The sequence below is a fragment of the Sphingomonas sp. So64.6b genome (assembly GCF_014171475.1).
GTDB lineage: Bacteria > Pseudomonadota > Alphaproteobacteria > Sphingomonadales > Sphingomonadaceae > Sphingomonas > Sphingomonas alpina_A.
Genome location: NZ_CP048817.1, coordinates 4,058,955 through 4,081,077, shown reverse-complemented (window position 1 = coordinate 4,081,077; position 22,123 = coordinate 4,058,955). Strand labels below are relative to the sequence as shown.

Sequence of the window (22,123 nt, the reverse complement as noted above, 5' to 3'; positions counted from 1 at the left end):
ATGCCTCCCATGACCGAACCGACTTCCAAAGAGCGTCCGCTCCTGCCGACGCTCAGGCGGTTCCTGCCCTATCTCTGGCCGGCCGACTCGCCCGCGCTGCGCGTGCGTATCGTGCTGGCCATGTCGCTGGTCGTGGTGTCGAAAGTGGTCCAGGTCTATGGCGCGCCGTTTGCGCTGCAGGGCGCGGTTGATGGTATGGGCCAAGGGTCAGCGGGGGGCGATCGCAGCGCGACCACGCTGATCCTCGCTCTGGTCATCGGTTACGCCGCTGCGCGCTTCGGCTCGGTACTGTTCGACAACCTGCGCAACACCGTGTTCGAACGCGTCGGCCAGGATGCGACGCGGCGGCTTGCCGCGACGGTATTTCGCCATCTGCACCAATTATCGCTGCGCTTCCATCTCGAGCGGCGCACCGGCGCCGTCACCAAGGTGGTCGAGCGCGGTACCAAGAGCATCGATACGATGCTTTATTTCCTGCTCTTCAACATCGCGCCGACGGTGCTCGAACTGGCCATGGTGGTCGGCATCTTCTGGACCAAGTTCGGCGGCTGGTTGGTGACGGCGACGCTGATCATGGTCGTCGTCTATATCGCCTTCACCCGCGCGGTGACCGACTGGCGCGCGGCGCTGCGCACGCAGATGAACGATCTCGACACCGGCGCGGTCAGCCATGCGGTCGATTCATTGCTCAATTTCGAAACCGTCAAATATTTCGGTGCCGAGGAGCGCGAGGCTAAACGCTATGATGGTGCAATGGCGGCTTATGCCGGCGCGGCGGTGCGCAGTGAGAATTCGCTCGCCTGGCTCAATATCGGCCAAGCGCTGATCACCAACCTGATGATGGCGTTCGGTATGGGCCTGATCGTGTGGGGATGGAGCAGCGGACGCTTCACCGCCGGCAATGTGGTGCTCGTCTCGACTCTGCTCGCGCAATTGTTCCGCCCGCTCGACCTGCTCGGCATGGTTTATCGCACGATCCGCCAGGGGGTTATCGACATGGGCGCGATGTTCGACCTGATCGACACACCGTCGGAAGTGGTCGATGTACCCGGCGCGACGGCTTTGGTCGTAAGCAAAGGGCATGTGCGGTTCGAGGACGTGCGCTTCGGCTATGATGATGCCGAAAATGGCGGGCGTGTAATTCTCAAGGGCATCGACCTCAATATTCCGGCCGGGCATACATTGGCGGTGGTCGGGCCATCGGGCGCCGGCAAGTCGACGCTCGCACGGCTGATGTACCGCTTTTACGACCTGACCGGCGGGCGCATCACGATTGACGACCAGGATATCTCGCAAGTCACCCAGGCGAGCCTACGCGCCGCGATCGGTATCGTGCCGCAAGACACGGTGCTGTTCAACGACACGATCGGTTACAATATCGCCTATGGCCGGGAGGGCGCCGGCCAGGACGAAATCGAGACCGCGGCACGTGGCGCGGCGATTGCAGGGTTCATTGAGGGCCAGAGCGATGGATACCACACGCGCGTCGGCGAGCGCGGGCTGAAATTGTCGGGCGGCGAGAAGCAGCGCGTGGCGATCGCCCGCACCTTGCTCAAGAACCCGCCGATCCTGATTCTCGACGAGGCGACCAGCGCGCTCGACAGCCGCACCGAGGGCGAGATTCAGGACACGCTGGAAGCGATTTCCGCGCGCCGCACGACAATCGTCATCGCCCATCGCCTGTCGACGGTGATCAATGCCGACGAGATCGTCGTGCTTGAGGCGGGTCAGGTGGTCGAGCGCGGCAATCACGCAAAGCTGCTGCGCAAGGGCGGTCTGTATGCCGAGATGTGGAACCGCCAGGCGCAGGAGCGCGCCGAGGAGCAGGACGCTGCCCAACAAGGGATGGCGGCGGAATAGCAACCGGGCATGCCATGATGATCAATGGACCCGGGGTCACCGCGCGCGTTGGTAACACGACGGTCACCGCCAATGCGACCGGGTTGCTGGTCAATGGCGGCGCCACACTCGGCAGCTATGGCACCAACCAGCTCGACGGCAACACCATCAATGGCAGTTTCTCGTCGCCACTGATCCCGCGGAAATGATCATGGTTTCGGCTCGAGCCCGCTTGCGTCGCGCTCGCTTGCCCGCGAATAGGGGGCGGTGAACGAACCGCTCGACATTCTGCGCCAGACCTTCGGCTTTCCTGAATTCCGTGGCGTGCAGCGGCAGGTGGTGGATCGCGTATTGGCGGCAGAGAATACGCTCGCCGTGATGCCGACCGGTGCGGGCAAGTCGCTCTGCTATCAGCTGCCGGCCGTGACGCTGCCGGGCACTTGCGTGGTCGTTTCCCCGTTGATCGCGCTGATGCACGACCAGTTGCGCGCGGCGTCGGCGATCGGCATTCGTGCGGCGACCCTGACATCCGTCGATACCGACCAGATGGAAACGATCGCGCGCTTTCGGCGCGGTGAGCTCGACTTGCTCTATGTCGCGCCGGAACGCGCCTCGGGGGAGAGCTTTCGTAACTTGCTCGGCCAGGCGCCGCTTGCGCTGTTCGCGATCGACGAGGCACATTGCGTGTCCGAATGGGGCCATGATTTCCGCCCCGACTATCGGCTCCTTCGGCCCTTGCTCGATCATTTCCCGAACATCCCGCGGCTTGCGCTGACCGCGACCGCCGATGCAGTGACCCGCGCGGACATTCTCGATCAGCTCGGCATTCCGCGCGAGGGCATGATCGTCGCCGGGTTCGACCGGCCCAATATCCGCTACATGATCAGCCCCAAGGACAACACGACGCGGCAGATCGCCGACCTGATTGCCGAGCAGCCTGGTCCGGGCATCGTCTACGCGCAGACGCGCAAAGGCGTAGAGCAGCTCGCGGAGAAACTCGCCGCGACGGGGCGGACGACGCGGCCCTATCATGCGGGACTCGAACCGCATGTGCGGTCGCGCAACCAGGCCGATTTCGTCGCCAGCGAGGATATGGTGATCGTCGCCACGGTCGCGTTCGGCATGGGCATCGACAAACCCGATGTCCGCTTCGTCGCACATGCCGGCATGCCGAAATCGATCGAATCCTACTATCAGGAGACGGGCCGCGCCGGTCGCGATGGCGACCCCGCGATCGCGCATCTGTTCTGGGGTGCGGAGGATTTCGCCAAGGCACGACAGCGCATTTCGGAAGTCGAACCGCACCGCCAGGCGGGCGAGCGCACGCGATTGAACGCACTCGGCGCGCTGGTCGAGACGGCAGGGTGTCGGCGGCGCATCCTGCTCAAGCATTTCGGCGACGACAGTCCGGAGAATTGCGGCAATTGCGACAATTGTCTGACCCCACCAAGCGCGGTCGACGCGACCGAGGTGGCGCGTAAATTCCTCTCCGCGGTATTCCGCACCGGGCAGAGCTTCGGCATCGGCTACATCGAGAGCATCCTGACCGGCCAGTCGAGCGAGCGCAGCCTGATGAACGGGCATGAGGCACTCGGCGTGTTCGGCATCGCTGCATCGCCCGAAGAAACGGCGCTGATCAAACCGGTTGCGCGCGCCTTGCTGCTGCGCGATGCGCTCCGCGCCAATGACTTTGGGGGGCTGGAGTTCGGCCCCGGCGCGCGCGGCATTCTGAAGGAAGGCGACACGGTGTCGCTGATCATCCCACCCAAGCGCGAGCGGCGGCGGCGCGGCAGTGCAGCGGCCAACCCGACCGGCGATCCGCTGTTCGAAGCGCTGCGCGCCAAGCGCCGCGAGTTGGCGCAGGAGGCGAGCGTGCCGCCCTATGTCATCTTCCACGATTCGGTGTTGCGCGAGATGGCGACGTCGCGGCCGGCAAACAGCAGCGCGCTCGGCCGCATCTCCGGCGTTGGCCAGCGCAAGCTGGAGGCCTATGGCGATGCGTTTCTGCAAGTGATCCGGGAGTTGGCATGAAGACGACCATATTGCTCGCAAGCGTGGCGCTCTGTGCCTGTTCAGCCGAGCCTCAGCCCGGCAATGCAGGGACGATCGAGACCAACACGGCATTGGTGGTGCGTAACGAGGCGATAATCATTGCCCCAAAAGCCTCCCCTACACCGCCTTCCGCGCTTGCCCCCGTGACCGAAGCGGCGCCCGAAGCGGCACCCGCCTTCAACGAACAACAGCTCGCCGCTTATCCCAAGGCGCGCGGCCTGCCTGGCGACGTGCAGCATTTCATCGCAAATTATGAGGAGTGCGAGCATTGGGCCGGTGAGGAACCCTATGACGCGGAGCGCCGCAACGAGATCGCGGCAGCGGTCGACGAGACTTGCCGCGGAATCGATGCCAAACTGCACGACCTGACAAACCGATATCGATCGTCGCCGGATGTCGCAGCGGCACTGGCGAGTTATGAAAAGGTAGGACTATGACCTTACGCAAAATCGACGATGGCATCTCGGTTGCGCCGCAAATCAGTCCCGCCGATGTGACCGAAATCGCGCGCGCAGGTTTCACCGCGATCATCAACAATCGCCCCGACAATGAGGACCCCGGCCAGCCCGACGGCGCGGCGATCCGCGCGGTGGCCGAGACACTGGGCCTGCACTATACCGAGATTCCGGTCACCCATGCCGGCTTTTCGGGCAATCAGGTCGATGCGATGGTGACCGCGCTGGAAGATGCGGGCGGCCCGGTGCTGGCTTATTGCCGATCAGGCACGCGATCGTGCAATCTCTGGGCGCTCGCGCGGGTCAAGCAGGGCGATCACCCCGACACGGTGATGGCGAAAGCGGCAGCCACGGGATATGATTTGACCGGGATTCGCCCGTTGCTCGATGCGCTAGCGTCGGGCCGGTGAACTGGGTCCAGCTTGTCGGCAGCCTGATCGCGATCCTCGGGCTCGCCGGAATCGCCCATCTGCTCAAGCTCGGCGAAAGCCGAATCAGTGATGCCGCCAAGGCGCGCGAGATGGCCGAGGATATGCTCGCCGGGTTCGAGGCACGCGCAGCGATTGTCAGCAGCGACGGCAATGCCGCGCTGGTCGCCGGCAATGGCGCGATCGCGGTCCTCAAGCGCCATGGCGCGAAGGTTGCCGCGCGCCGCCTGCTCGCGCCGCTGCACATCCGCCCGGCGATCGAGGGTGTCGAGGTCGAGACCGGTGAGCGGCTGTTCGGTCGGGTCATATTGCTTGGCGTGATCGACGATGACGTGCGTGGGCTGGAAGCGTCGCTGACAAGAGTGTAAGCAGTCCGTTATGGATTGGCATTTCCTTGTCAAATATGACCCGGTTACTTACGCGGTGCCCGGCTTCGTGCTGCTCGTGCTGATCGAAATGATCGTTGCGCGACTGCGGGACCGGACTCGTTATGAACCGCGCGATACGCTGACGTCATTGTCGCTCGGACTGGGAAGTACGGTGGCCGGCGCGCTGACCGCGGGCATCACCTTCGCCATGGTGGTGTGGGTGTCGCAGTACCGCCTCTTCCAGATCGATTATGCCTGGTATTGGTTCGTGATCGCCTTTGTGATCGACGACCTGGCCTATTATGTCTTTCATCGCATGGCGCACCGCGTGCGCTGGTTCTGGGCAAGCCATGTCATCCATCATTCGAGCCAGCATTATAACCTGTCGACCGCGCTCAGGCAGACCTGGACCGGGTTCATCAGCCTTGGCTTCCTGTTCCGCCTGCCGCTTGCGCTGATCGGTTTCCCGCCGACGATGCTGGTGTTCGTCGCGGCGATCAACCTGATCTATCAATTCTGGATCCATACCGAAGTGATCGGGCGCATGCCGCGCTGGTTCGAAGCGGTGATGAACACGCCATCGCACCATCGCGTCCATCACGCGACCAATGCGCGTTATCTCGACAAGAATTATGCCGGCGTGTTCATCGTCTGGGACCGGATGTTCGGGACGTTCGAGCCAGAGCGCGATGACGATCGGCCACGCTATGGCATCGTGCACAATCTCGGCAGCTTCAACCTGATCTGGGCCGCATTCCACGAATGGATCGGCATCGCCAGGGACGTTTGGGCAGCGCCAGGCTGGCGCGCGAAGATCGGTTATATGGTCATGCCGCCGGGGTGGAGCCATGACGGTAGCCGCGACACGTCGGAAATCATCAAGGAGCGCTGGCTCGAAAAACAGCGCCGAGCGGGGGATGCGCAGTGGAAGAAGCCGATATCGTCGTCGTCGGAGGAGGATCGGGCGGGAGCGCCGCCGCGGGCCGCCTGAGCGAAGATGGGAAATATACCGTCGCCTTGCTCGAAGCGGGCGGTCGCAACACCGGTTTGCGTACCCGCATCCCCGGCTTCCTCGCCTTCCAGAACGACAAGACCAACTGGAAGTTCGAAACCGTGCCGCAGGCCGGGCTTAACGGCCGGCGCGGTTTCCAGCCGCGCGGCCGCGGGCTCGGCGGATCGAGCGCGATCAACGCCATGCTCTATCTGCGTGGGAGTCAGTGGGATTACGACAATTGGGCGGCGATGGGTTGCCCCGGCTGGTCTTATGAGGAGGTCCTGCCCTGGTTCAGGAAAGCCGAGAACAACGAGCGCGGCGTTGACGATTTTCATGGCGGCGATGGGCCGCTCAGGGTCAGCGAACAGCGTTCGCCGCATCGCGGCAGCCTGGAGTTCGTCGAATCCGGCCGCAACCTGCAAATCCCGGCCAATGAGGATTTCAACGGCGCGCGCCAGGAAGGTGTCGGCCTTTACCAGGTGACGCAGCATGGCGGCGAACGCTGGAGCGCGTCGCGTGCCTATATCGAACCCGCCAGGGAACGCCGCAATCTCGAGGTCCTGACCGATGTCATCGCCGAACGCGTGCTGTTCGACGAAGGCCGCGCCTGGGGCGTCGCTTATCTGCAGGACGGGCAGGAGAAGATCATCAAGGCGCGGCGTGCGGTGGTGCTCGCCGGCGGCGTGTTCGGTACGCCGCAATTGCTCATGCTGTCGGGCATCGGTCCCGGCGCGCATCTGAACGAGCATGGCCTCGCGGTGCGCACCGACCGTCCCGCGGTCGGCACCAATTTGCAGGACCATGTCGATTATGTCGCGGGGTTCGAGACCAAGGGCAGCTATTTCATCGGCGGATCGCTGGCCGGCACGCTGAAATCGGCCGGCGCAGTGATCGAATGGTTCCGCCGGCGCACCGGATCGATGACCACGCCCTATGCCGAGGCCGGTGGTTTCCTGACGCTCGATCCGAAATCGCCCGCGCCTGACATCCAGTTGCATTTTGTGCCTGTGGTGCTTGAGGATCACGGGCGCACCAAGCTGAAAAGCCATGGTTTTTCCTGCCATGTCTGCGTGCTGCGCCCCGAAAGCCATGGCACGGTGAAGCTACAATCGATCGACGCCCGCACCGCGCCGCTGATCGACCCCGCTTTCCTCACCGACCGGCGCGATATCGAATTGATGATGAAGGGGGTGCGCGCGATGTACCGCATCCTTGAGACGCCGCCTTTGGCCAACCATAAGGGCAAGGATCGTTACCCGATCGACCTGCAAAACGACGAGGCGCTGGAACGGCTGATCCGCGCGCGCGCCGACACTATCTATCATCCGGTCGGCACGGCGCGCATGGGATCGGACGATATGGCGGTGTGCGATCCGAAGCTGCGCGTGCGCGGGGTCGAGGGGCTGTACGTCGCCGACGCCTCGATCATGCCCAAACTGATCTCGGGCAACACCAATGCGCCGTCGATCATGATCGGTGAGCGCTGCGCCGATTTCGTGAAGGCCGATCTCACCTGAGGCGCTAGGGACGCCGGATGGACAAGAAATTGTGGAGCCGGATTGGCCTCATCGCCACCGTATGCCTGGTGCCGGGCGGCATGATCATCGGCGCGACGCTGGCCGCGCGGCGTTATCGCCAACAGCAGGATGCCAAGGCCCGGGCCGAAGCGGAAGACGCGGCTGAGTCCGATCAGTCCGAGGATCAATCCGAGACATAAAAAAGGGCCGGTGCGTTGCCGCACCGGCCTGAGGTCGTCCGCAGGAGGAACATGGTTTGGAAACCGGCCTCCCCCGAAGCCGGTCCCCAATCTCGTCAATAGTTGTAGGCGCGTTCGCCATGTTCGTTGATGTCGAGGCCTTCTTGCTCGACTTCAGCGCTCGGGCGGAGGCCAATGGTATGCTTCAGGATCAGGAACAGGACGAGCGAGACGCCGCCCGACAGCAGCAGCGTTACGCCGACCGCCTTTGCCTGAGTGATGATCTGAGCGCCCATGTCATAGGTGCCGGCGACCGCGGGAATGACGGTGAAGTCCATAAAGCCCTGACCACCAAACGCCGGGTTGGCGACGATCGCGGTGCCGAGGGCACCGATGATGCCGCCGACGCAGTGGATGCCGAACACGTCCAGCGTATCATCATATTTGAACTTCCGCTTCACCGTGGTGACGAAGAAGAAGCAGACGATCGATGCGACGGCGCCGAGTATGATGGAGGTCATCGGGCTGGCGAAGCCGGCAGCCGGGGTGATCGCCACCAGGCCGGCGACCACACCCGAAGCAGCGCCGAGCAGAGACGGCTTCTTGTGGATGATCTGTTCGATGATCGCCCACATTGCACCCGCTGCGGCGGTCGCAGTCATGGTGTTGATGAAGGCGAGAGCGGCGAACTTGTTGGCTTCTAGGTTGGAGCCGGCGTTGAAGCCGAACCAGCCGACCCACAGCAGCGAGGCGCCGATCATGGTCATCGTCAACGAGTGCGGCGGCATCGGCTCGGTCTGGTAACCGACACGCTTGCCGATCACGAGGCAACCCATCAGGCCGGCGATACCCGCATTGATGTGCACCACGGTGCCGCCAGCGAAATCGAGCGCGCCGAGACCCCAGAGATAGCCGTGATCGTCAGGCAGGCCGGCGGTGAAGTCCGGGCCTGGCCAGTACCAGACCATGTGCGCCATCGGGAAGTAGACCAGCGTCAGCCACGCCACCACGAAGATGATCAGCGGTGTGAACTTCACGCGTTCCGCAAAAGCGCCGACGATCAGCGCCGGCGTGATCATCGCGAAGGTCATCTGGAAGACGACGAACACCGTTTCCGGCAGATAGACGCCGTTGGAGAAGGTCGCCGCGAATGTGTTCGCATCGACGCCCTTGAGCAGCGCCTTGGAGAAGCCGCCGACGAAGCCATTGAGGCTACCGCCATTGGTGAAAGCCATCGAATAGCCCCAGGCGCACCAGACGAGGCCCGCCACGCAGACGATCGTCAGCACCTGCATCAGAACCGACAGCATATTCTTGGTGCGGACCAGGCCGCCATAGAAGAGTGCGAGGCCAGGCACCGACATCATCAGCACGAACGCCGAAGAAAGCAGCATCCACGACACGTCGCCCTTGCTGACCATCGCATCCGTCGGGACGACGGCAGCTACCGTTGCCGCCGCTGCGGGCGCCGCTTCGGCTACGGCCGAGGCCGCATTGGCCCAGGCAGGCATCGCCGCAAACAGCGCGAGTCCCGCGCCGGCGGCAAGTTTCAAACCATGCTTCATCATTACCCCCTTCATCACAGCGCTGTCTGGTCGGTTTCGCCGGTGCGGATGCGCACCGCCTGTCCGACATCGAGCACGAAGATCTTGCCGTCACCGATCGCGCCGGTGTTCGCCGCGGCCTGCACCGTCTCGACCACGCGCGCGGCGAGGTCGGTGGCGCAGACGATCTCGATCTTGATCTTCGGCACCATGTTCGTGCTGTATTCCGCACCGCGATAGATTTCGGTCTGGCCCTTTTGTCGGCCAAAGCCCTTCACTTCGGTCACGGTCATGCCCGCGACCCCGATTTCAGTAAGCGCCTCGCGCACTTCGTCGAGTTTGAACGGCTTGATGATTGCTATGACGAGCTTCATTCGCGCCCCCTTTCATTGTCCCGGGAGCGACACAGCAATGCTCGTGCCAGAGTCGAAACGACGCGGAATCGCGGGCGAAATGCGCGGAATCGCGTCGCCAGAGATTAAGCAGAGGTAAAAATTTGTGCAGTTGCGAAGGGGTGCCCGAGAATCAGGCAGCAGACTCCACGATCGCCTTCGCGGTCGCCAGATCGTCTTCATCGACCAACACGCGCACCGCAATGAACAGGTAGCTCCCGTCACCGATACTCGCCTCGCCGTCGAAGGGGATCGCGACGACGCCTTCGGAGTCGAGCCGCCCGATCAGAATATGCGCTTCATTGCGGTTGAAACGGCCCAGTTCGACGAGCGCCATATTCAGTACGCCGGGCGCGTCGGGTTGCGTACCGGCAAACCGTCGATACTGGCGGTGCAGATGGCATATTTGCCGAAGCGCGCCTCATCGGTCGAGGCAGCATGATATTTGCTGAGGGTCTGGCGCTCACGCTCGAAGCTCATATGCGGCACGCCCCAGCCGCACGAAGTCTGCGCCTGATCGATTGCGATCTCGAAGATCTGACGCGTGCCGGGAAGCGGCGTGAAGTTCGCCGCGAGTTCGGCCCAGCGATCGTCCTGCGGCAGAATCGCCGCGCCCCGGCCATAGATGCGGAAGATCAAGGCGGGGTTGTCGAACGCGCAGAACATGATCGTGATGCGTCCGTCGGCAAGCAGATGCGCATTGGTTTCATTGCCCGATCCCGCGACATCGAGATAGGCGACGCGTCTGTCGTCGAGCACGCGAAAACAATCCATGCCCTTGGGGCTGAGGTTGATCCGCGCGTCGGGTGCAGCGGTGGCAACGAAGAACACCGGCTGGCGCGCGATGAAGGCGCGGTGATCGTCGGTCAGTGCATCAAAGAATTCGGCCATGTCTTGCCCTTTCGCTCAAGCCTCCAATAGCAAGGTTGTGCCTAGACTCCCGCGGAATCCGCGGCCGGCCGAGCGGGCATTCGAGCGCCCCGCGGTCCCAACCGCCAAGATCCGCGGCCGAATCATAGGTCGAGCGGCAAAAGGCGAGTAGCGCCGCGTCGGGATCGGCGGCGGTGCGCACCGCATCATAGGAAAGCAGGAATTCGCCGAGATCGGTATTGAACTCGGCCTCGACCGGCTCGACCCTGGCATCGGCATAGCCCGGCGGTGCCGGATAGGCATAAGCGTAGAAGGACGCTTGCGGATAAGCGTCGCTGCCCGGCCAGAAACCGACACTCGATTCCTCATGACTATAAGCCTCGCACGCCACCGCATCGGGCAGGCCAGGCACGCCACCGGGATGGCGCGGTGCGTCACGCCCGGAAAAGCGCGTCGAGGCAAGGTCGAAACTGCCCCAGAAGAAATGCGTCGGGCTGGCCTTGCCGAGAAAACCGGTACGGAATTCGCCGAGTACATGCGCGATGCGGATCATTGCCCGCCAGAAGTCGCGCACCGCATCGGCATCATAGGGTCGTTCGACATGATCCTCGGCAAAGGGCACGGGATCCGGCATCTCGCTCGGCTTCGGATCGAAGTTGCACGAGACGCCCAACTCAGCGAGTGCCGCCATAATGGCGCTATGGAATTCGGCGATCGTGCCCGTAGCGAGCGGTACCGTGCGGACTTCCCCATCGCTCGTCGCCAGCATGACCCGCTCGGCGATGAAATCGAAATCGATCTGCAGAATGCGTTCACCACAGGGGATCGATGAGGTCGAAAGCCCCCGAGCTGTGAGATAGAGCGGTACGTGCCAGCTATGGTTGAGCCACGGCGTCAGTGCGAGCCGCACTTTACCGATGATCTGAGTGCGCAGCTGCAGGCCGATCGCGGTCTCACGCCAGACGGTCCAGTCCAGTGCGGGCCATGACGTCATCACGATAATCCCTCATCGATACGGCGGCACAACGCGGACCGGTCGGGTATCGCGATGCCGATCTCCCGTTCGATAACATCGCAAATCTCCGCCGCGCTGCCCAGCCTCCGGCGTTCGGTCGCGCCGCCACTATGATGGATCGAATAATCGAAGTTGCGCAACGCGAGCCGCCGGCCCGGAGGTGTGATGGAGCAAGTCAGGCCGAACACGAAATGCGATTTTGGGCTGGTTGACATGTACCAGCTGGGCAATTGGTAATCGATCTCCGCCTGAGGCTCGAGCGTGAAGCGATAGGTGGGCAGCCATTCGCCAGCGATGCTCACCTGCTGGACCCAATAATCGCCATCGCGGATCAGCCGGAACGGCTCATGTGGTGTCTTCTGCTCGATATCGGCGACCAGGTCGAGCACACCGGTCAGCACATTGCCGCCAAATCCCGCATCGACGATCGCCGGTCCGCCGGGCAAATCGACCAGCAACGCCATATGCGTGCGCGGCGTGACGGTACCCGGCGGGGCGTACCACAACACACGCGCGGCGAGCCCAGTGACGATGAAGCCAACCGCCTCCAGCGCGCTTTTCAGAATCAGATTATGTTCGAAGCAGAACCCGCCTCGCCCCCCGGTCAGCAGCTTGGCGGCGAGCGCGTCGGGCGCCAGATCGACAGCGCGCCCCATCAGCGGATCAAGACCCTCGAACGGAATGCGCGCGGTATGTGCCGCAACGATCGCGGCAAGCGCGGCACGATCCGGCTCCGATGGTGCCGCGATTCCGATGCGCCGCCAATAAGCGGCGAGCGCTTCTGGTGCGAAGATCAAACCGCCGTGCCGCCGATCGTCAGGCCGGCGACGAGCAAGGTCGGTTGTCCGACACCGGCGGGAACGCTCTGCCCGCCCTTGCCGCACATACCGATGCCCTCATCGAGCGCGAAGTCGTTACCGATCCCTTCGACCCGGGTCAGACAGGACGGACCGTCGCCGATCAAGGTCGCGCCCTTGATCGGCGCGCCGAGCTGGCCATTCTCAATCTTGTACGCCTCGGTGCAGCTGAACACGAACTTGCCCGAAACGATATCGACCTGACCGCCGCCGAAGCTCTTGGCAAAGATTCCCGACTTCACACGACTCAAAAGCTCGGCGGGATCATCCTTGCCGCCACGCATGAAGGTGTTGGTCATGCGCGGCATCGGCGCATGGGCGAAGCTTTCCCGCCGGCCGTTTCCGGTCGGCTCGACGCCCATCAACCGGGCGTTGAGCCGATCCTGGATATAGCCTTTGAGGATGCCGTCCTCGATCAGGATATTCTCCTGTGTCGGTGTGCCTTCGTCATCGATCGACAGCGAGCCGCGGCGATCGGCGATCGATCCGTCATCGACCACGGTCACGCCCGGTGCCGCGACGCGCTCGCCGATCCGGCCGGAAAAGGCCGATGTGCCCTTGCGGTTGAAATCGCCTTCCAGGCCGTGGCCGATCGCTTCGTGCAGCAGAATGCCGGGCCAGCCCGGGCCAAGAAGCACGGTCATTTCGCCGGCCGGCGCGGCGACCGAATCGAGATTGACCACAGCTTGCGCCAGCGCCTCGTCGATCGCGCGGTTCCAGGTCTCGGGCTGCATCAGCTGGTCGTAAAGATAGCGCCCGCCAAGGCCGAAACTGCCGGTCTCACGCCGGCCATTCTGCTCGACCACGATCGAGACGTTGAGGCGTACCAGCGGGCGGATGTCGGTCGCGACGAAACCATCCGCGCGGACGATCTCGACCACGCTCCACGTCCCCGAGAGCGAGACCGAGACCTGCGCGACTCGCGGATCGCGCGCACGGGCGGCAGCGTCGATTGTCTGGCACAGATTCACCTTATCGGCGAACGGCACGAGGTCGAGCGGATCGGCGTCGGTATAGAGATGCCGGTTCGTACCCTGTGGTGGACCCGCTTTGGGCCCGGTCGACGGATCGATCAGCGCCATCGTCTCGGCGGCACGGTTGATCGCGGCGGCGCTCAGCTCATTGGCATGCGCAAAGGCGGTTGTCTCGCCCGACACGGCGCGCAGGCCGAAACCCGAATGGGTGTCGTAGCTCGCGGTCTTCAGCCGGCCGTCATCGAAACCGAACGCCTCGGCCTTGCGATACTGGAGATAGAGCTCGCCGTCGTCGGCCTTGGACAAGGCTTGCGCGGTCAGGCGCTGCGCCTCTTCGGGCTCGAGCTGGCCGGCATGGTAGAGAAAGGCGCGGGGGTCTGCGGGACTGGTCATGCCCCGCAATATAGGGGCGTTAGAGGCTCGCGCCAGACGCGATATCGGGAAGTGTCGCCTGATCGGCACCATCGGCCGGCCCACCGATCAGCACGAAGCGCCGATCGCAATAGCCACAATCGACATAACCATGCTCGTCGATCTGCAGCCAGACGCGTGGATGACCGAGCGACGCGCCGCCCGGAATATCGGTCGCGCCGTCACAGGCGACACGGGTATGGCTGACGCGGAGGGTTTCGGGTGGGGCGATCATGAGTTGCGGATAGCAAGGTGACGAGTTTCCGACAATCCTCTCTGGCACAGGGAGGATTGAGGTTGGCTGGCTCTGCGCCTATCGCAGCCACATGACCGAAGCCGCCATCTCGATCGCCAATCTGTGCAAGACCTATGCGGGCGGCAAGCGCGCGCTCGACGATGTGACGCTCGAGGTCGAGCGCGGCAGCATCTTTGGGTTGCTCGGGCCGAACGGCGCGGGCAAGTCGACCTTGATCAATATCCTCGCCGGGCTGGTCAACAAGACCAGCGGCAGTGCGTCGATCTGGGGCTTCGACATCGATCAGCACCCGCGCAATGCCAAGGTGTCGATCGGCATCGTCAATCAGGAAATCCTGTTCGACCCCTTCTTCACACCAGTCGAGACGCTGGAAATCCAGGCCGGGCTGTATGGCGTGCCCAAGGCGAAGCGCCGCTCGATGGAATTGCTCCGCGCAGTGCATCTGGAGGATAAGGCCAACGCCTATGCCCGCACCCTGTCGGGCGGCATGAAGCGCCGCCTGATGGTGGCCAAGGCAATGGTGCATACACCGCCCGTACTGGTGCTCGACGAGCCGACCGCCGGTGTCGATATCGAGCTCCGCCAGCAACTTTGGGCCTATGTCCGCCAACTCAACGCCCAAGGTGTGACGGTGGTGCTGACCACCCATTATCTCGAAGAGGCCGAACAGTTGTGCGATCGCATCGCGATCATCAACCATGGCAAGGTGATCGCCAACAAGCCGACCCGCGAACTGGTCGGCATGGCGACCGAGAAACTGGTCGAAGTAACAGTCGATCGCGACGTCGTGACGCCTCCCGATGCAGTGTGTTTCCAGAAGATCGAATTGAAGGGCAGCCGGACGCTCGCCATCACTTATCGCAAGGATATCGCCAATGCCGGCGAAGTGCTCGCGGCGGTGCAGGCCGACGGTTATGGCATCGTCGATGTTTCGACCCGAGAAGCCGATCTCGAGGATGTGTTCCTGAACCTGACACGGGCATCGAACGGCTGACGGTCAGGGCCAGCCTCTGCTTGTTGTCGCGTTCGAGCGCAAGCGACACATAAGCTCAAGAACGGAGTGAGCGTGCCGGAGTCAAAGCAAAGCGATGTCCTGATCATTGGATCGGGCGCGGCCGGCCTCACCGCCGCACTCAACCTCGCCGACCGGTTCAAGGTGACGGTGCTCGCCAAAGGCGGGCTCAATGAGGGGTCCACCGCCTGGGCGCAAGGGGGGATCGCCGCAGTGCTTGAACCCGGCGACACGTTCGACAGCCATATCGAGGACACGATGGTCGCCGGCGCGGGCCTCAACGACCGCGCAACTGTGGAATTCGTTGTCGAAAGCGCGCCCGCCGCGATCGAACGCCTCGCCGCTTTGGGCGTCCCGTTCAATATGGATGGCGACGCCAGGCACCTGACGCGCGAAGGCGGACACAGCCACCGCCGCATCGTCCATGTCGACGATGCGACCGGCTGGGCGGTGCAGGAAGCGCTGCAACGTGCCGCGACCGAACATCCCAACATCACTTTGATCCCCGACATGGTCGCGATCGACCTCGCCACGGGGCGGCACGAGGAACGCTATTCGGGTTCCGGCCATGTGTGGGGCGTCTATGCCGTCAACCGCGCGACGGGCCTGGTCGAGCTGTACACCGCGCGCGCGACGATCCTCGCCACGGGCGGCGCGGGGCGGACCTATCTCTTCTCGACCGCCCCCAGGGGCGCGACCGGCGACGGCATCGCCATGGCATGGCGCGCGGGATGCCGCGTGTCGAACATGGAATTCATGCAGTTCCACCCGACCTGCCTGTACAATCTGGAGGTCAAGAACTTCCTGATCACCGAGGCGGTGCGCGGCGAGGGCGGCCATTTGCTGATCCCGGAAACCGGCTATCGCTTCATGCCCGATTTCGATGCCCGCGCCGAACTTGCCCCGCGCGACATCGTGGCGCGCGCGATCGATCATGAGATCAAGCGGCTCGGCCTCGATTACGTCCATCTCGATATCAGCCACAAAGGCCCCGATTTCGTGAAGGAGCATTTCCCCAATATCTACGAAAAGCTGCTCGGCCTCGGCATCGACATGACCAAGGATCCGATCCCCGTCGTGCCGGCGCAGCATTATACCTGTGGTGGCGTGGTCATCGATCTCGACGGCAAGACCGACCTGCCCGGCCTGTATGCGGCCGGCGAGTGTAGCGAATCCGGCCTGCACGGCGCCAACCGGCTCGCGTCCAACTCGCTGCTCGAATGCTTCGTGTTCGGGGAGGCGGCGGCAAAGCATATCAACGCACATTGGGACGAACTGCCCGAACCGCCGCCGATCCGCGCCTGGGACGAGAGCCGGGTCGAGGATTCGGACGAAGAAGTCGTCATCAAGCAGAACTGGACCGAGATCCGCCGTTTCATGTGGAATTATGTCGGCATCGTCCGCACCACCAAGAGGCTCGAGCGCGCGCAGCATCGCATCCGCCTGCTGACCGAGGAAGTAAATGATTATTACGGACATTTCCGCGTCACCCCCGACCTGATCGAGCTGCGCAACTTGCTCCAGACCGCCGATTTGATCGTGCGCTCGGCGCTGCACCGCCATGAATCGCGCGGACTGCATTACACGCTCGATTATCCCGAGATGCTGCCCGAGGCGATCGACACGGTTTTGATTCCCTGAAAGTCGCGTTCAGAGTCAGTGGGTTGCCGCGGATAGCCATGGCACCGTCCCACCGCGTGTCAGCGGCGTTTCACCGCAATCTTGGCCATCAGGGATTTCGCAACAAAATTATGGTTATAAAGTCTCATGCTCGGGGACGGGGCATCATGTGTGACTGAACGACTCTCTATTGACGGCGTGTTGAATTCGGGGCGGGGTCGATTGGCGGCGATCGCGCTCATCTCTGTGGTGGTGGCATCGTGCAGCACCGCCATACCCCCATCTCGCCCTCAATCACGTATCGTTGCCGCGCGCCCGACAGCGCCGGTGCCAGCCTATCGCCCACCCTATCAAGTCGTCGTTCCCGTTCCACCGTCGGCGCCGCTTGAGGTGACCGCGCCACAGGCGTTGGTCGCCAACATCGAAACGCTTGGCCGTGGCTTTAACGGTCGCGTCGGTATCGCGGTACGCTCGATCGACAGTGGCTGGAGTGTGCAGAGCAACGGCAGCATTCTCTTGCCGCAACAGAGCGTCAGCAAGCTGTGGGTGGCGATGACGGTGCTCGACCTGCGCGATTCGGGCCGCCTCAAGCTCGACGATCCGGTCACGGTCAAGCCCGAAGACCTGACACTGTTCCATCAGCCGATCGCGGCGCTGGTCAGGGCCGAGGGTTATCAGACAACGATCGGCGGATTGCTGCAGCGCGCGCTGACGATGAGCGACAATACCGCCAACGACCGGCTGCTGCGTTATGTCGGCGGGCCGCGTGTGGTACGTGCGTTCATCGAACGCAACCAGCTCGGCGATATCCGCTTCGGCCCTGGCGAGCGGTTGTTACAGGCCAAGACCGCCGGGCTCGCCTGGAAGCCCGAATATGCCGTTGGCAACGCCTTCACGCGCGCGCGGGCGAGCTTGCCGCGGACTGAGCGGCTTGAGGCGTTCGAAAGCTATATTACCGACCCGCCCGACGGCGCCGCGCCGATGGCGATCGCCGGCGCACTGGCCAAGCTCAAACAAGGCCGGCTGCTTTCGCCCGATTCGACCAGCTATCTGATCGGCACGATGGAATCGTCCAAAACCGGCAAGATGCGCCTGCGCGGCGCGGTGCCACAGGGCTGGACCTTTGGGCACAAGACCGGCACCGGCCAGGACCTGGCCGGACGCACCGCCGGCTATAATGATGTCGGTCTGCTGATGGCGCCCGATGGCAAGAGCTACGCCATTGCGGTGATGATCGGCGACACGATCAAGTCGATCCCCGAACGCCAGGCGCTGATGCAGGCGGTCGTTGCAGCAGTGGTGGTCAACCATCACTGACGAGACAAAGGTCACAACGAACGGCCGGAACATATTTCGCCTTCCGGCCCACCGCGCGCTGACGGTCATCCTCCTGCTGGCATTGGCGCTTCGCATCGTAGTCGCCTTCATGCCGGCTATCGCCCATCCCGACGAACTCTGGCAGTATCTGGAGCCGGCACACTATCTGACCACCGGCAGATGGGTGCGCGCCTGGGAATATCGTGCCGGAATCCGGTCCTGGCTGATCCCTGCGGTGCTGGCGGGGCCGATGGGCGTGGGCCAGTTCATCGCGCCAGGCACGATGCTGCCCGTGCTGTTGCCACGGCTATTATGTGCGCTCGGATCGCTGGGCGTGGTGTGGGCCTGGTATCGTTTCGGAGCGCTGGTCGGCCGTCGCCACGCGCTGATTGCCGGTATTGTCGCTGCGATCTGGAGCGAATTACTGTTCTACGGCCCGCGCACCTTGTCCGAACCGATCTCGCTGTCGCTGTTCATGCCCGCGGCCTGGCTGTTGATCGGCAAGGGCGCCGATGCCGGTCGGCGACACATCGCGGTGGCCGGTCTGTTGCTCGGGCTCGCGGTGTGCGCACGACTGCAGATGGCGCCGATCGTCGGTACGCTAGCGATTGTCGGCGGGGGTCGCGACGTGCACCGCTGGGTACCGATGATCGTCGGGGGCATCGCTGCGCTGGCGATCTCGGCGGGGGTCGATCTGGTTTCCGGCGAGGTGCCGTTCCGATGGATGATCGAGAATTTTCGCATCAACCTGATCGAGCACAAGAGCGCCGCGTTTGGGGTCGAGCCATGGTATTGGTACCTAACGCAGACGGTGCGAAATTGGGGCATTGCCAGCATTGCCATCGTGACGCTCGCTTTGGTCGGCGTGCGCCGCCAACCTGTGTTGCTGCTACTCGCTCTGGTCCATCTCGCCGCGCATTCGCTGATCCCACACAAGGAAATGCGCTTCATCCTGCCGACGCTGGCGCTGTTCGTCCTGCTGGCAAGCCTTGGCAGTGGCGACCTGCTGGCCCGCGTAACGCGTAACGCAAGCCCGCGGGCTGGGAAATGGACGACTATCGGTATGATCGCGGCGTGGGCGATATGTTCCGGCATTGCCGCTGTATCGGGAACATCCCAAAAATTATGGCAAGCGCATCGCACCATCCTGCTCGCGATACGCGTGGCGGGGGCCGATCCCGCGGCGTGCGGTCTGGGGTTCTTCAGTCCCAAACCGCCGGCGCCCGCGAACTACAGTTTCTATGGTCGCCAGACGCCGATCTATAATTTCTCAGGCCCGGCCGCGACGGCCGAAGCGGCCCCGTGGCGCGCCTCGTTCAATGTCGCGATCGCGCCGCTTGCCGCCGGCGCCGCGCTCGGCCCGGCTTACCGCCTGACCTATTGCGCGCCCGGCCGAAAGGGGGCGCCGATGGAATTCTGCGTCTACCGGCGCGCAGGTGGCTGCCCGACCGCCGCGCCGGAGCGGTTCGAGATCAATGCCATCATGGAGAGCGCCGGCCACTGAGCGCGTTCGCGTCGCGAATGAGCGCGGAGCGGCAGTCCGTCTTGCGCCGGCGACGCGATCCTGTATCCCATCGTAACCGGGGGATATGGGATGGATTATGGGCGGGAGGCTCGACCGAGCCGGTTGAGCGCTGTTTTGCGGCACTGGCACCCGGCGCTGATCGCTACCTTGGTCTATCTGCTGCTCTGCATGCTCAAATCGGGGCCGATAAAATTGGTGACCGGGTCGTCGTGGCACGCCTGGTATGATCAGAGCCAGTATCTGCGTTCCACACTTGCCCTGGCGCAGGGCGATCTTTCGCCCGCGAGCCACTGGTATCCCCTGCTCTATCCGCTGCTGGCCGTGCCGTTCGTACCGCTGCTGCCGGGCAACCCGTTCCTGCCGCTCGATCTGATCTGCGTCGCCATGCTGGTGTATGCCCTGATCCGCGTGGCAGCACATCTCGGCATCGGCATGCGTGCGGCGCTGATCATCCTGCTGTTGAGCATCGCCTGGCCGCCCGAGCTATGGCAGGCCTGGGTCCAGCCCTGGACCTCGACCCTGTCCGCCGCATTGATCTGGTGGTTGATGGCGCGGACCGGCGACCTAATCGTTGCCCAGTCGCCGGCGCGGCCACGCGATGCGGCGGGCTTCGCTTTCGTCGCCGCGATGATTCCGCTCGCCCGGCCGGCCGATATGGTCGTGCCCACGACGCTCTGCCTGTCGGTCGCCATCATCCTCGCGCGGCGCGGCATGCTGGGCTGGCGCCAGATCACCGCAGCGCTCGCCGCCGCAGCAGCGCCGATCCTTGGCTACGCCGCACTTCATCTCGCCATCTACGGCGCCGTACCGAGCGATTATACGCGACTGTCCATGGAGATCGGCACGCATTTCGCCGATCTGGGCTGGAAGATGTCGATCCTGTTCGTCGATCCCGCGCCCTGGTTTCCCCAGGGCACCGGGTTGCTCACCAGGATTCCGTGGATCGTGCTTGGACTTGCAGGATCGTTCTTCGTCCTGCTCCGCCGGGCAGATGACTCGCGGCGCCACAGCTATGCAGCCTGTCTGTTGCTCGCCACGGCGAGCTATATCATGGTCTTTGCCGCCTATATCGATCTGCTGCCGACCGGATTGTGGCGCTTCAACGGCCTCCATTATTTCAAATGGCTCCTGCCGCTGCTGGGGCTGATGGCGTGGCTGCTGATACGCGACGCACGCGCGGCGCCCCGCTACGCCATTGCCGTCATAGCGGGGACATTCCTGCTGACCGGGTTGCGCCTCGTCGCCGTGCCTGCCGGACCCGACGAGCCCGCACGGCGGATCGATGTCATCGCACCGCCAAATGCCGACTGGGGCACGATCTATTTCGCGAGATCCGCAACGACCGACCCGGCCGGGCCAATGCGGAATGTCTTCGAATATCGACAAGTGCTGGACCACGGCCACATCCGCTTGCTTGCGCTCAGCCGGGATTTCGGCCCTGGCATCCGGTGGTACCCGGACGGCATTGCCGGTCTCCACTGGCCGCAGGGCGGACCCGGTCCGACCCCGCCGTTCACATCGCCAGCGCCGGTCGCGCCGGTCGCCCGATGGAGGACACGCCTTGCCTGGGAACTGCCCTGCTGGATCGGCACTTGCCGGGCACAGCACTTATAGCAGAGGCGCTTTCGGTTTGACGGTTTGAGCGCAAGCGGCAGAGTTCCGCGTTAAGAATGCCGTGCGATGCGAGTCGGCATGAACATCGATGAGATCGACGCGCGGATCGCCGCGCAGGATTGGCCGGGGACGGACGCCGCACTCGATGCGGGCGGCTGTGCGCTGTTGCCCGGCCTGCTCGATACCGAAGCCTGTGCCACCATTGCCGCCGGCTATAACGACGACGCGCTGTTCCGCAGCCGGATCGTGATGGCACGGCACGGCTTTGGCCGCGGTGCCTATGGTTATTTCGCTTATCCGTTGCCGCCGTTCGTCGCGACCTTGCGCGCCGCACTGTATCCGCGACTACAGCCTATCGCCAATAGATGGGTCGAGCGGCTGGGGAGCGATGTTCGTTTCCCGGACCGCCATGACGATTTCCTGGCACGGTGCCATGCGGCGGGACAAAGGCGACCGACGCCCCTGCTCCTGCGCTACGGAACGGGCGATTATAATTGCCTGCATCAGGATTTGTATGGCGAGCATGTCTTCCCGCTGCAGGTCGCCATCCTGTTGTCGCGACCACAACAGGATTTCACCGGCGGCGATTTCGTGTTGACCGAACAACGCCCGCGCATGCAGTCGCGCGTCGAGGTGGTGCCGCTCCGACAGGGCGACGCGGTGGTCTTCGCGGTCAACCATCGGCCGGTGCGGGGCGGGCGCGGCGATTACCGCGTGACGATGCGCCACGGCGTATCCACCTTGCGCTCGGGTGCGCGGCACACTTTGGGGATCATCTTCCACGACGCAGCTTGAGCGTCGCAACAGCGGCGAGCGAAAGGCGCCCGCTAAAGCGCCCAGCTAAAGGCTTTGTGCCGCTCGCAGGTTACGGCTATTCCCCGGCC

The 22,123-nt window shown here is 63.7% G+C and carries 24 protein-coding genes; 15 read left to right on the top strand and 9 right to left on the bottom strand.

Annotated features, from left to right (window positions below; genetic code table 11):
* From G4G27_RS19515 to G4G27_RS19475, 9 genes are read left to right on the top strand one after another with little or no spacing between them, the layout of a single operon-like run.
* A complete protein-coding gene (locus tag G4G27_RS19515; RefSeq protein ID WP_183110175.1) occupies positions 1-1,860 on the top strand; it encodes an ABC transporter ATP-binding protein/permease in 1,860 nt (619 codons plus the stop codon).
* A 17-nt stretch (positions 1,861-1,877) separates the two neighbouring features.
* A complete protein-coding gene (locus G4G27_RS19510) occupies positions 1,878-2,048 on the top strand; it encodes a hypothetical protein (RefSeq protein WP_183110174.1) in 171 nt (56 codons plus the stop codon).
* Positions 2,049-2,106: 58 nt separating this feature from the next.
* Positions 2,107-3,870, top strand: a complete 1,764-nt coding sequence (gene recQ, locus G4G27_RS19505) for a DNA helicase RecQ (protein ID WP_183110173.1) — start codon at positions 2,107-2,109, stop codon at positions 3,868-3,870.
* Complete coding sequence (locus G4G27_RS19500) at positions 3,867-4,328, top strand: hypothetical protein (RefSeq protein WP_183110172.1); 462 nt, start codon at positions 3,867-3,869, stop codon at positions 4,326-4,328. Before recQ ends, G4G27_RS19500 begins: the two co-directional genes overlap by 4 nt.
* Positions 4,325-4,756: a TIGR01244 family sulfur transferase gene (locus tag G4G27_RS19495; protein ID WP_183110171.1), complete on the top strand. Its 432-nt coding sequence runs from the start codon at positions 4,325-4,327 to the stop codon at positions 4,754-4,756. Before G4G27_RS19500 ends, G4G27_RS19495 begins: the two co-directional genes overlap by 4 nt.
* On the top strand, positions 4,753-5,142 hold the full coding sequence (locus tag G4G27_RS19490; protein ID WP_183110170.1) for a hypothetical protein: 390 nt from the start codon (positions 4,753-4,755) through the stop codon (positions 5,140-5,142). Before G4G27_RS19495 ends, G4G27_RS19490 begins: the two co-directional genes overlap by 4 nt.
* Before the next feature lie 10 nt (positions 5,143-5,152).
* Positions 5,153-6,133: a sterol desaturase family protein gene (locus G4G27_RS19485; RefSeq protein ID WP_183110169.1), complete on the top strand. Its 981-nt coding sequence runs from the start codon at positions 5,153-5,155 to the stop codon at positions 6,131-6,133.
* The gene (locus tag G4G27_RS19480; RefSeq protein ID WP_183110168.1) at positions 6,067-7,653 is read left to right on the top strand and encodes a GMC family oxidoreductase N-terminal domain-containing protein; all 1,587 of its coding nucleotides are present in this window, start codon (positions 6,067-6,069) and stop codon (positions 7,651-7,653) included. Before G4G27_RS19485 ends, G4G27_RS19480 begins: the two co-directional genes overlap by 67 nt.
* Positions 7,654-7,670: 17 nt before the next feature.
* A complete protein-coding gene (locus tag G4G27_RS19475) occupies positions 7,671-7,853 on the top strand; it encodes a hypothetical protein (RefSeq protein WP_183110167.1) in 183 nt (60 codons plus the stop codon).
* A 95-nt stretch (positions 7,854-7,948) separates the two neighbouring features.
* Here the strand turns inward: G4G27_RS19475 and G4G27_RS19470 are convergent, their stop codons facing one another.
* The 8 genes from G4G27_RS19470 to G4G27_RS19435 all read right to left on the bottom strand — a co-directional run bounded on the left by G4G27_RS19470 (position 7,949) and on the right by G4G27_RS19435 (position 14,130).
* Positions 7,949-9,397: an ammonium transporter gene (locus G4G27_RS19470; RefSeq protein WP_183110166.1), complete on the bottom strand. Its 1,449-nt coding sequence runs from the start codon at positions 9,395-9,397 to the stop codon at positions 7,949-7,951.
* Positions 9,398-9,411: 14 nt separating this feature from the next.
* The gene (locus tag G4G27_RS19465; protein ID WP_183110165.1) at positions 9,412-9,750 is read right to left on the bottom strand and encodes a P-II family nitrogen regulator; all 339 of its coding nucleotides are present in this window, start codon (positions 9,748-9,750) and stop codon (positions 9,412-9,414) included.
* 151 nt (positions 9,751-9,901) lie between these two features.
* Positions 9,902-10,105, bottom strand: coding sequence for a DUF2007 domain-containing protein (locus G4G27_RS19460; RefSeq protein ID WP_183110164.1), 204 nt, complete (start codon positions 10,103-10,105; stop codon positions 9,902-9,904).
* A 2-nt stretch (positions 10,106-10,107) separates the two neighbouring features.
* A complete protein-coding gene (locus G4G27_RS19455; protein ID WP_183110163.1) occupies positions 10,108-10,659 on the bottom strand; it encodes a pyridoxamine 5'-phosphate oxidase family protein in 552 nt (183 codons plus the stop codon).
* Complete coding sequence (locus tag G4G27_RS19450; protein WP_244624427.1) at positions 10,643-11,632, bottom strand: DUF5996 family protein; 990 nt, start codon at positions 11,630-11,632, stop codon at positions 10,643-10,645. Before G4G27_RS19450 ends, G4G27_RS19455 begins: the two co-directional genes overlap by 17 nt.
* Positions 11,632-12,450: an arylamine N-acetyltransferase gene (locus G4G27_RS19445; RefSeq protein WP_183110162.1), complete on the bottom strand. Its 819-nt coding sequence runs from the start codon at positions 12,448-12,450 to the stop codon at positions 11,632-11,634. The genes G4G27_RS19450 and G4G27_RS19445 overlap by 1 nt, the downstream gene beginning before the upstream one ends.
* A complete protein-coding gene (tldD, locus tag G4G27_RS19440) occupies positions 12,447-13,877 on the bottom strand; it encodes a metalloprotease TldD (protein ID WP_183110161.1) in 1,431 nt (476 codons plus the stop codon). The genes G4G27_RS19445 and tldD overlap by 4 nt, the downstream gene beginning before the upstream one ends.
* 19 nt (positions 13,878-13,896) lie before the next feature.
* Positions 13,897-14,130 carry a zinc-finger domain-containing protein gene (locus tag G4G27_RS19435; RefSeq protein ID WP_183110160.1) on the bottom strand — a complete coding sequence of 78 codons (234 nt, stop codon included), beginning with the start codon at positions 14,128-14,130 and terminating at the stop codon, positions 13,897-13,899.
* Positions 14,131-14,221: 91 nt separating this feature from the next.
* Here G4G27_RS19435 and G4G27_RS19430 point away from each other — a divergent pair, with 91 nt between their 5' ends.
* The gene (locus G4G27_RS19430; RefSeq protein ID WP_183110159.1) at positions 14,222-15,145 is read left to right on the top strand and encodes an ABC transporter ATP-binding protein; all 924 of its coding nucleotides are present in this window, start codon (positions 14,222-14,224) and stop codon (positions 15,143-15,145) included.
* A 72-nt stretch (positions 15,146-15,217) separates the two neighbouring features.
* Entirely contained in the window at positions 15,218-16,804 is a 1,587-nt protein-coding gene (gene nadB / locus G4G27_RS19425; protein WP_183110158.1) for an L-aspartate oxidase, read from the top strand.
* Positions 16,805-16,863: 59 nt separating this feature from the next.
* On the opposite strand, the gene G4G27_RS24240 is transcribed toward nadB, so the two are convergent.
* Complete coding sequence (locus tag G4G27_RS24240; RefSeq protein ID WP_244624753.1) at positions 16,864-17,058, bottom strand: hypothetical protein; 195 nt, start codon at positions 17,056-17,058, stop codon at positions 16,864-16,866.
* 52 nt (positions 17,059-17,110) lie between these two features.
* Here G4G27_RS24240 and G4G27_RS19420 point away from each other — a divergent pair, with 52 nt between their 5' ends.
* From G4G27_RS19420 to G4G27_RS19405, 4 genes are all read left to right on the top strand, one after another.
* A complete protein-coding gene (locus tag G4G27_RS19420) occupies positions 17,111-18,100 on the top strand; it encodes a serine hydrolase (protein WP_345940656.1) in 990 nt (329 codons plus the stop codon).
* A gap of 109 nt (positions 18,101-18,209) precedes the next feature.
* The gene (locus G4G27_RS19415) at positions 18,210-19,604 is read left to right on the top strand and encodes a mannosyltransferase (RefSeq protein ID WP_244624426.1); all 1,395 of its coding nucleotides are present in this window, start codon (positions 18,210-18,212) and stop codon (positions 19,602-19,604) included.
* Positions 19,605-19,727: 123 nt separating this feature from the next.
* On the top strand, positions 19,728-21,239 hold the full coding sequence (locus G4G27_RS19410; protein WP_183110155.1) for a hypothetical protein: 1,512 nt from the start codon (positions 19,728-19,730) through the stop codon (positions 21,237-21,239).
* A 78-nt stretch (positions 21,240-21,317) separates the two neighbouring features.
* Complete coding sequence (locus G4G27_RS19405; RefSeq protein WP_244624425.1) at positions 21,318-22,034, top strand: 2OG-Fe(II) oxygenase; 717 nt, start codon at positions 21,318-21,320, stop codon at positions 22,032-22,034.
* Positions 22,035-22,123: the final 89 nt, after the last annotated feature.

Coding starts and splice junctions, on each gene's coding strand:
- G4G27_RS19515 (WP_183110175.1), top strand. CDS start 1: ATGCCTCCCATGACCGAACCGACTTCCAAAGAGCGTCCGCTCCTGCCG.
- G4G27_RS19510 (WP_183110174.1), top strand. CDS start 1,878: ATGATCAATGGACCCGGGGTCACCGCGCGCGTTGGTAACACGACGGTC.
- G4G27_RS19460 (WP_183110164.1), bottom strand. CDS start 10,105: ATGGCGCTCGTCGAACTGGGCCGTTTCAACCGCAATGAAGCGCATATT.
- G4G27_RS19455 (WP_183110163.1), bottom strand. CDS start 10,659: ATGGCCGAATTCTTTGATGCACTGACCGACGATCACCGCGCCTTCATC.
- G4G27_RS19485 (WP_183110169.1), top strand. CDS start 5,153: ATGGATTGGCATTTCCTTGTCAAATATGACCCGGTTACTTACGCGGTG.
- tldD (WP_183110161.1), bottom strand. CDS start 13,877: ATGACCAGTCCCGCAGACCCCCGCGCCTTTCTCTACCATGCCGGCCAG.
- G4G27_RS19475 (WP_183110167.1), top strand. CDS start 7,671: ATGGACAAGAAATTGTGGAGCCGGATTGGCCTCATCGCCACCGTATGC.
- G4G27_RS19450 (WP_244624427.1), bottom strand. CDS start 11,632: ATGACGTCATGGCCCGCACTGGACTGGACCGTCTGGCGTGAGACCGCG.
- G4G27_RS19465 (WP_183110165.1), bottom strand. CDS start 9,750: ATGAAGCTCGTCATAGCAATCATCAAGCCGTTCAAACTCGACGAAGTG.
- G4G27_RS24240 (WP_244624753.1), bottom strand. CDS start 17,058: ATGGCGGTGCTGCACGATGCCACCACCACAGAGATGAGCGCGATCGCC.
- G4G27_RS19430 (WP_183110159.1), top strand. CDS start 14,222: ATGACCGAAGCCGCCATCTCGATCGCCAATCTGTGCAAGACCTATGCG.
- G4G27_RS19470 (WP_183110166.1), bottom strand. CDS start 9,397: ATGAAGCATGGTTTGAAACTTGCCGCCGGCGCGGGACTCGCGCTGTTT.
- G4G27_RS19500 (WP_183110172.1), top strand. CDS start 3,867: ATGAAGACGACCATATTGCTCGCAAGCGTGGCGCTCTGTGCCTGTTCA.
- G4G27_RS19435 (WP_183110160.1), bottom strand. CDS start 14,130: ATGATCGCCCCACCCGAAACCCTCCGCGTCAGCCATACCCGTGTCGCC.
- G4G27_RS19495 (WP_183110171.1), top strand. CDS start 4,325: ATGACCTTACGCAAAATCGACGATGGCATCTCGGTTGCGCCGCAAATC.
- G4G27_RS19405 (WP_244624425.1), top strand. CDS start 21,318: ATGAACATCGATGAGATCGACGCGCGGATCGCCGCGCAGGATTGGCCG.
- G4G27_RS19415 (WP_244624426.1), top strand. CDS start 18,210: ATGCCGGCTATCGCCCATCCCGACGAACTCTGGCAGTATCTGGAGCCG.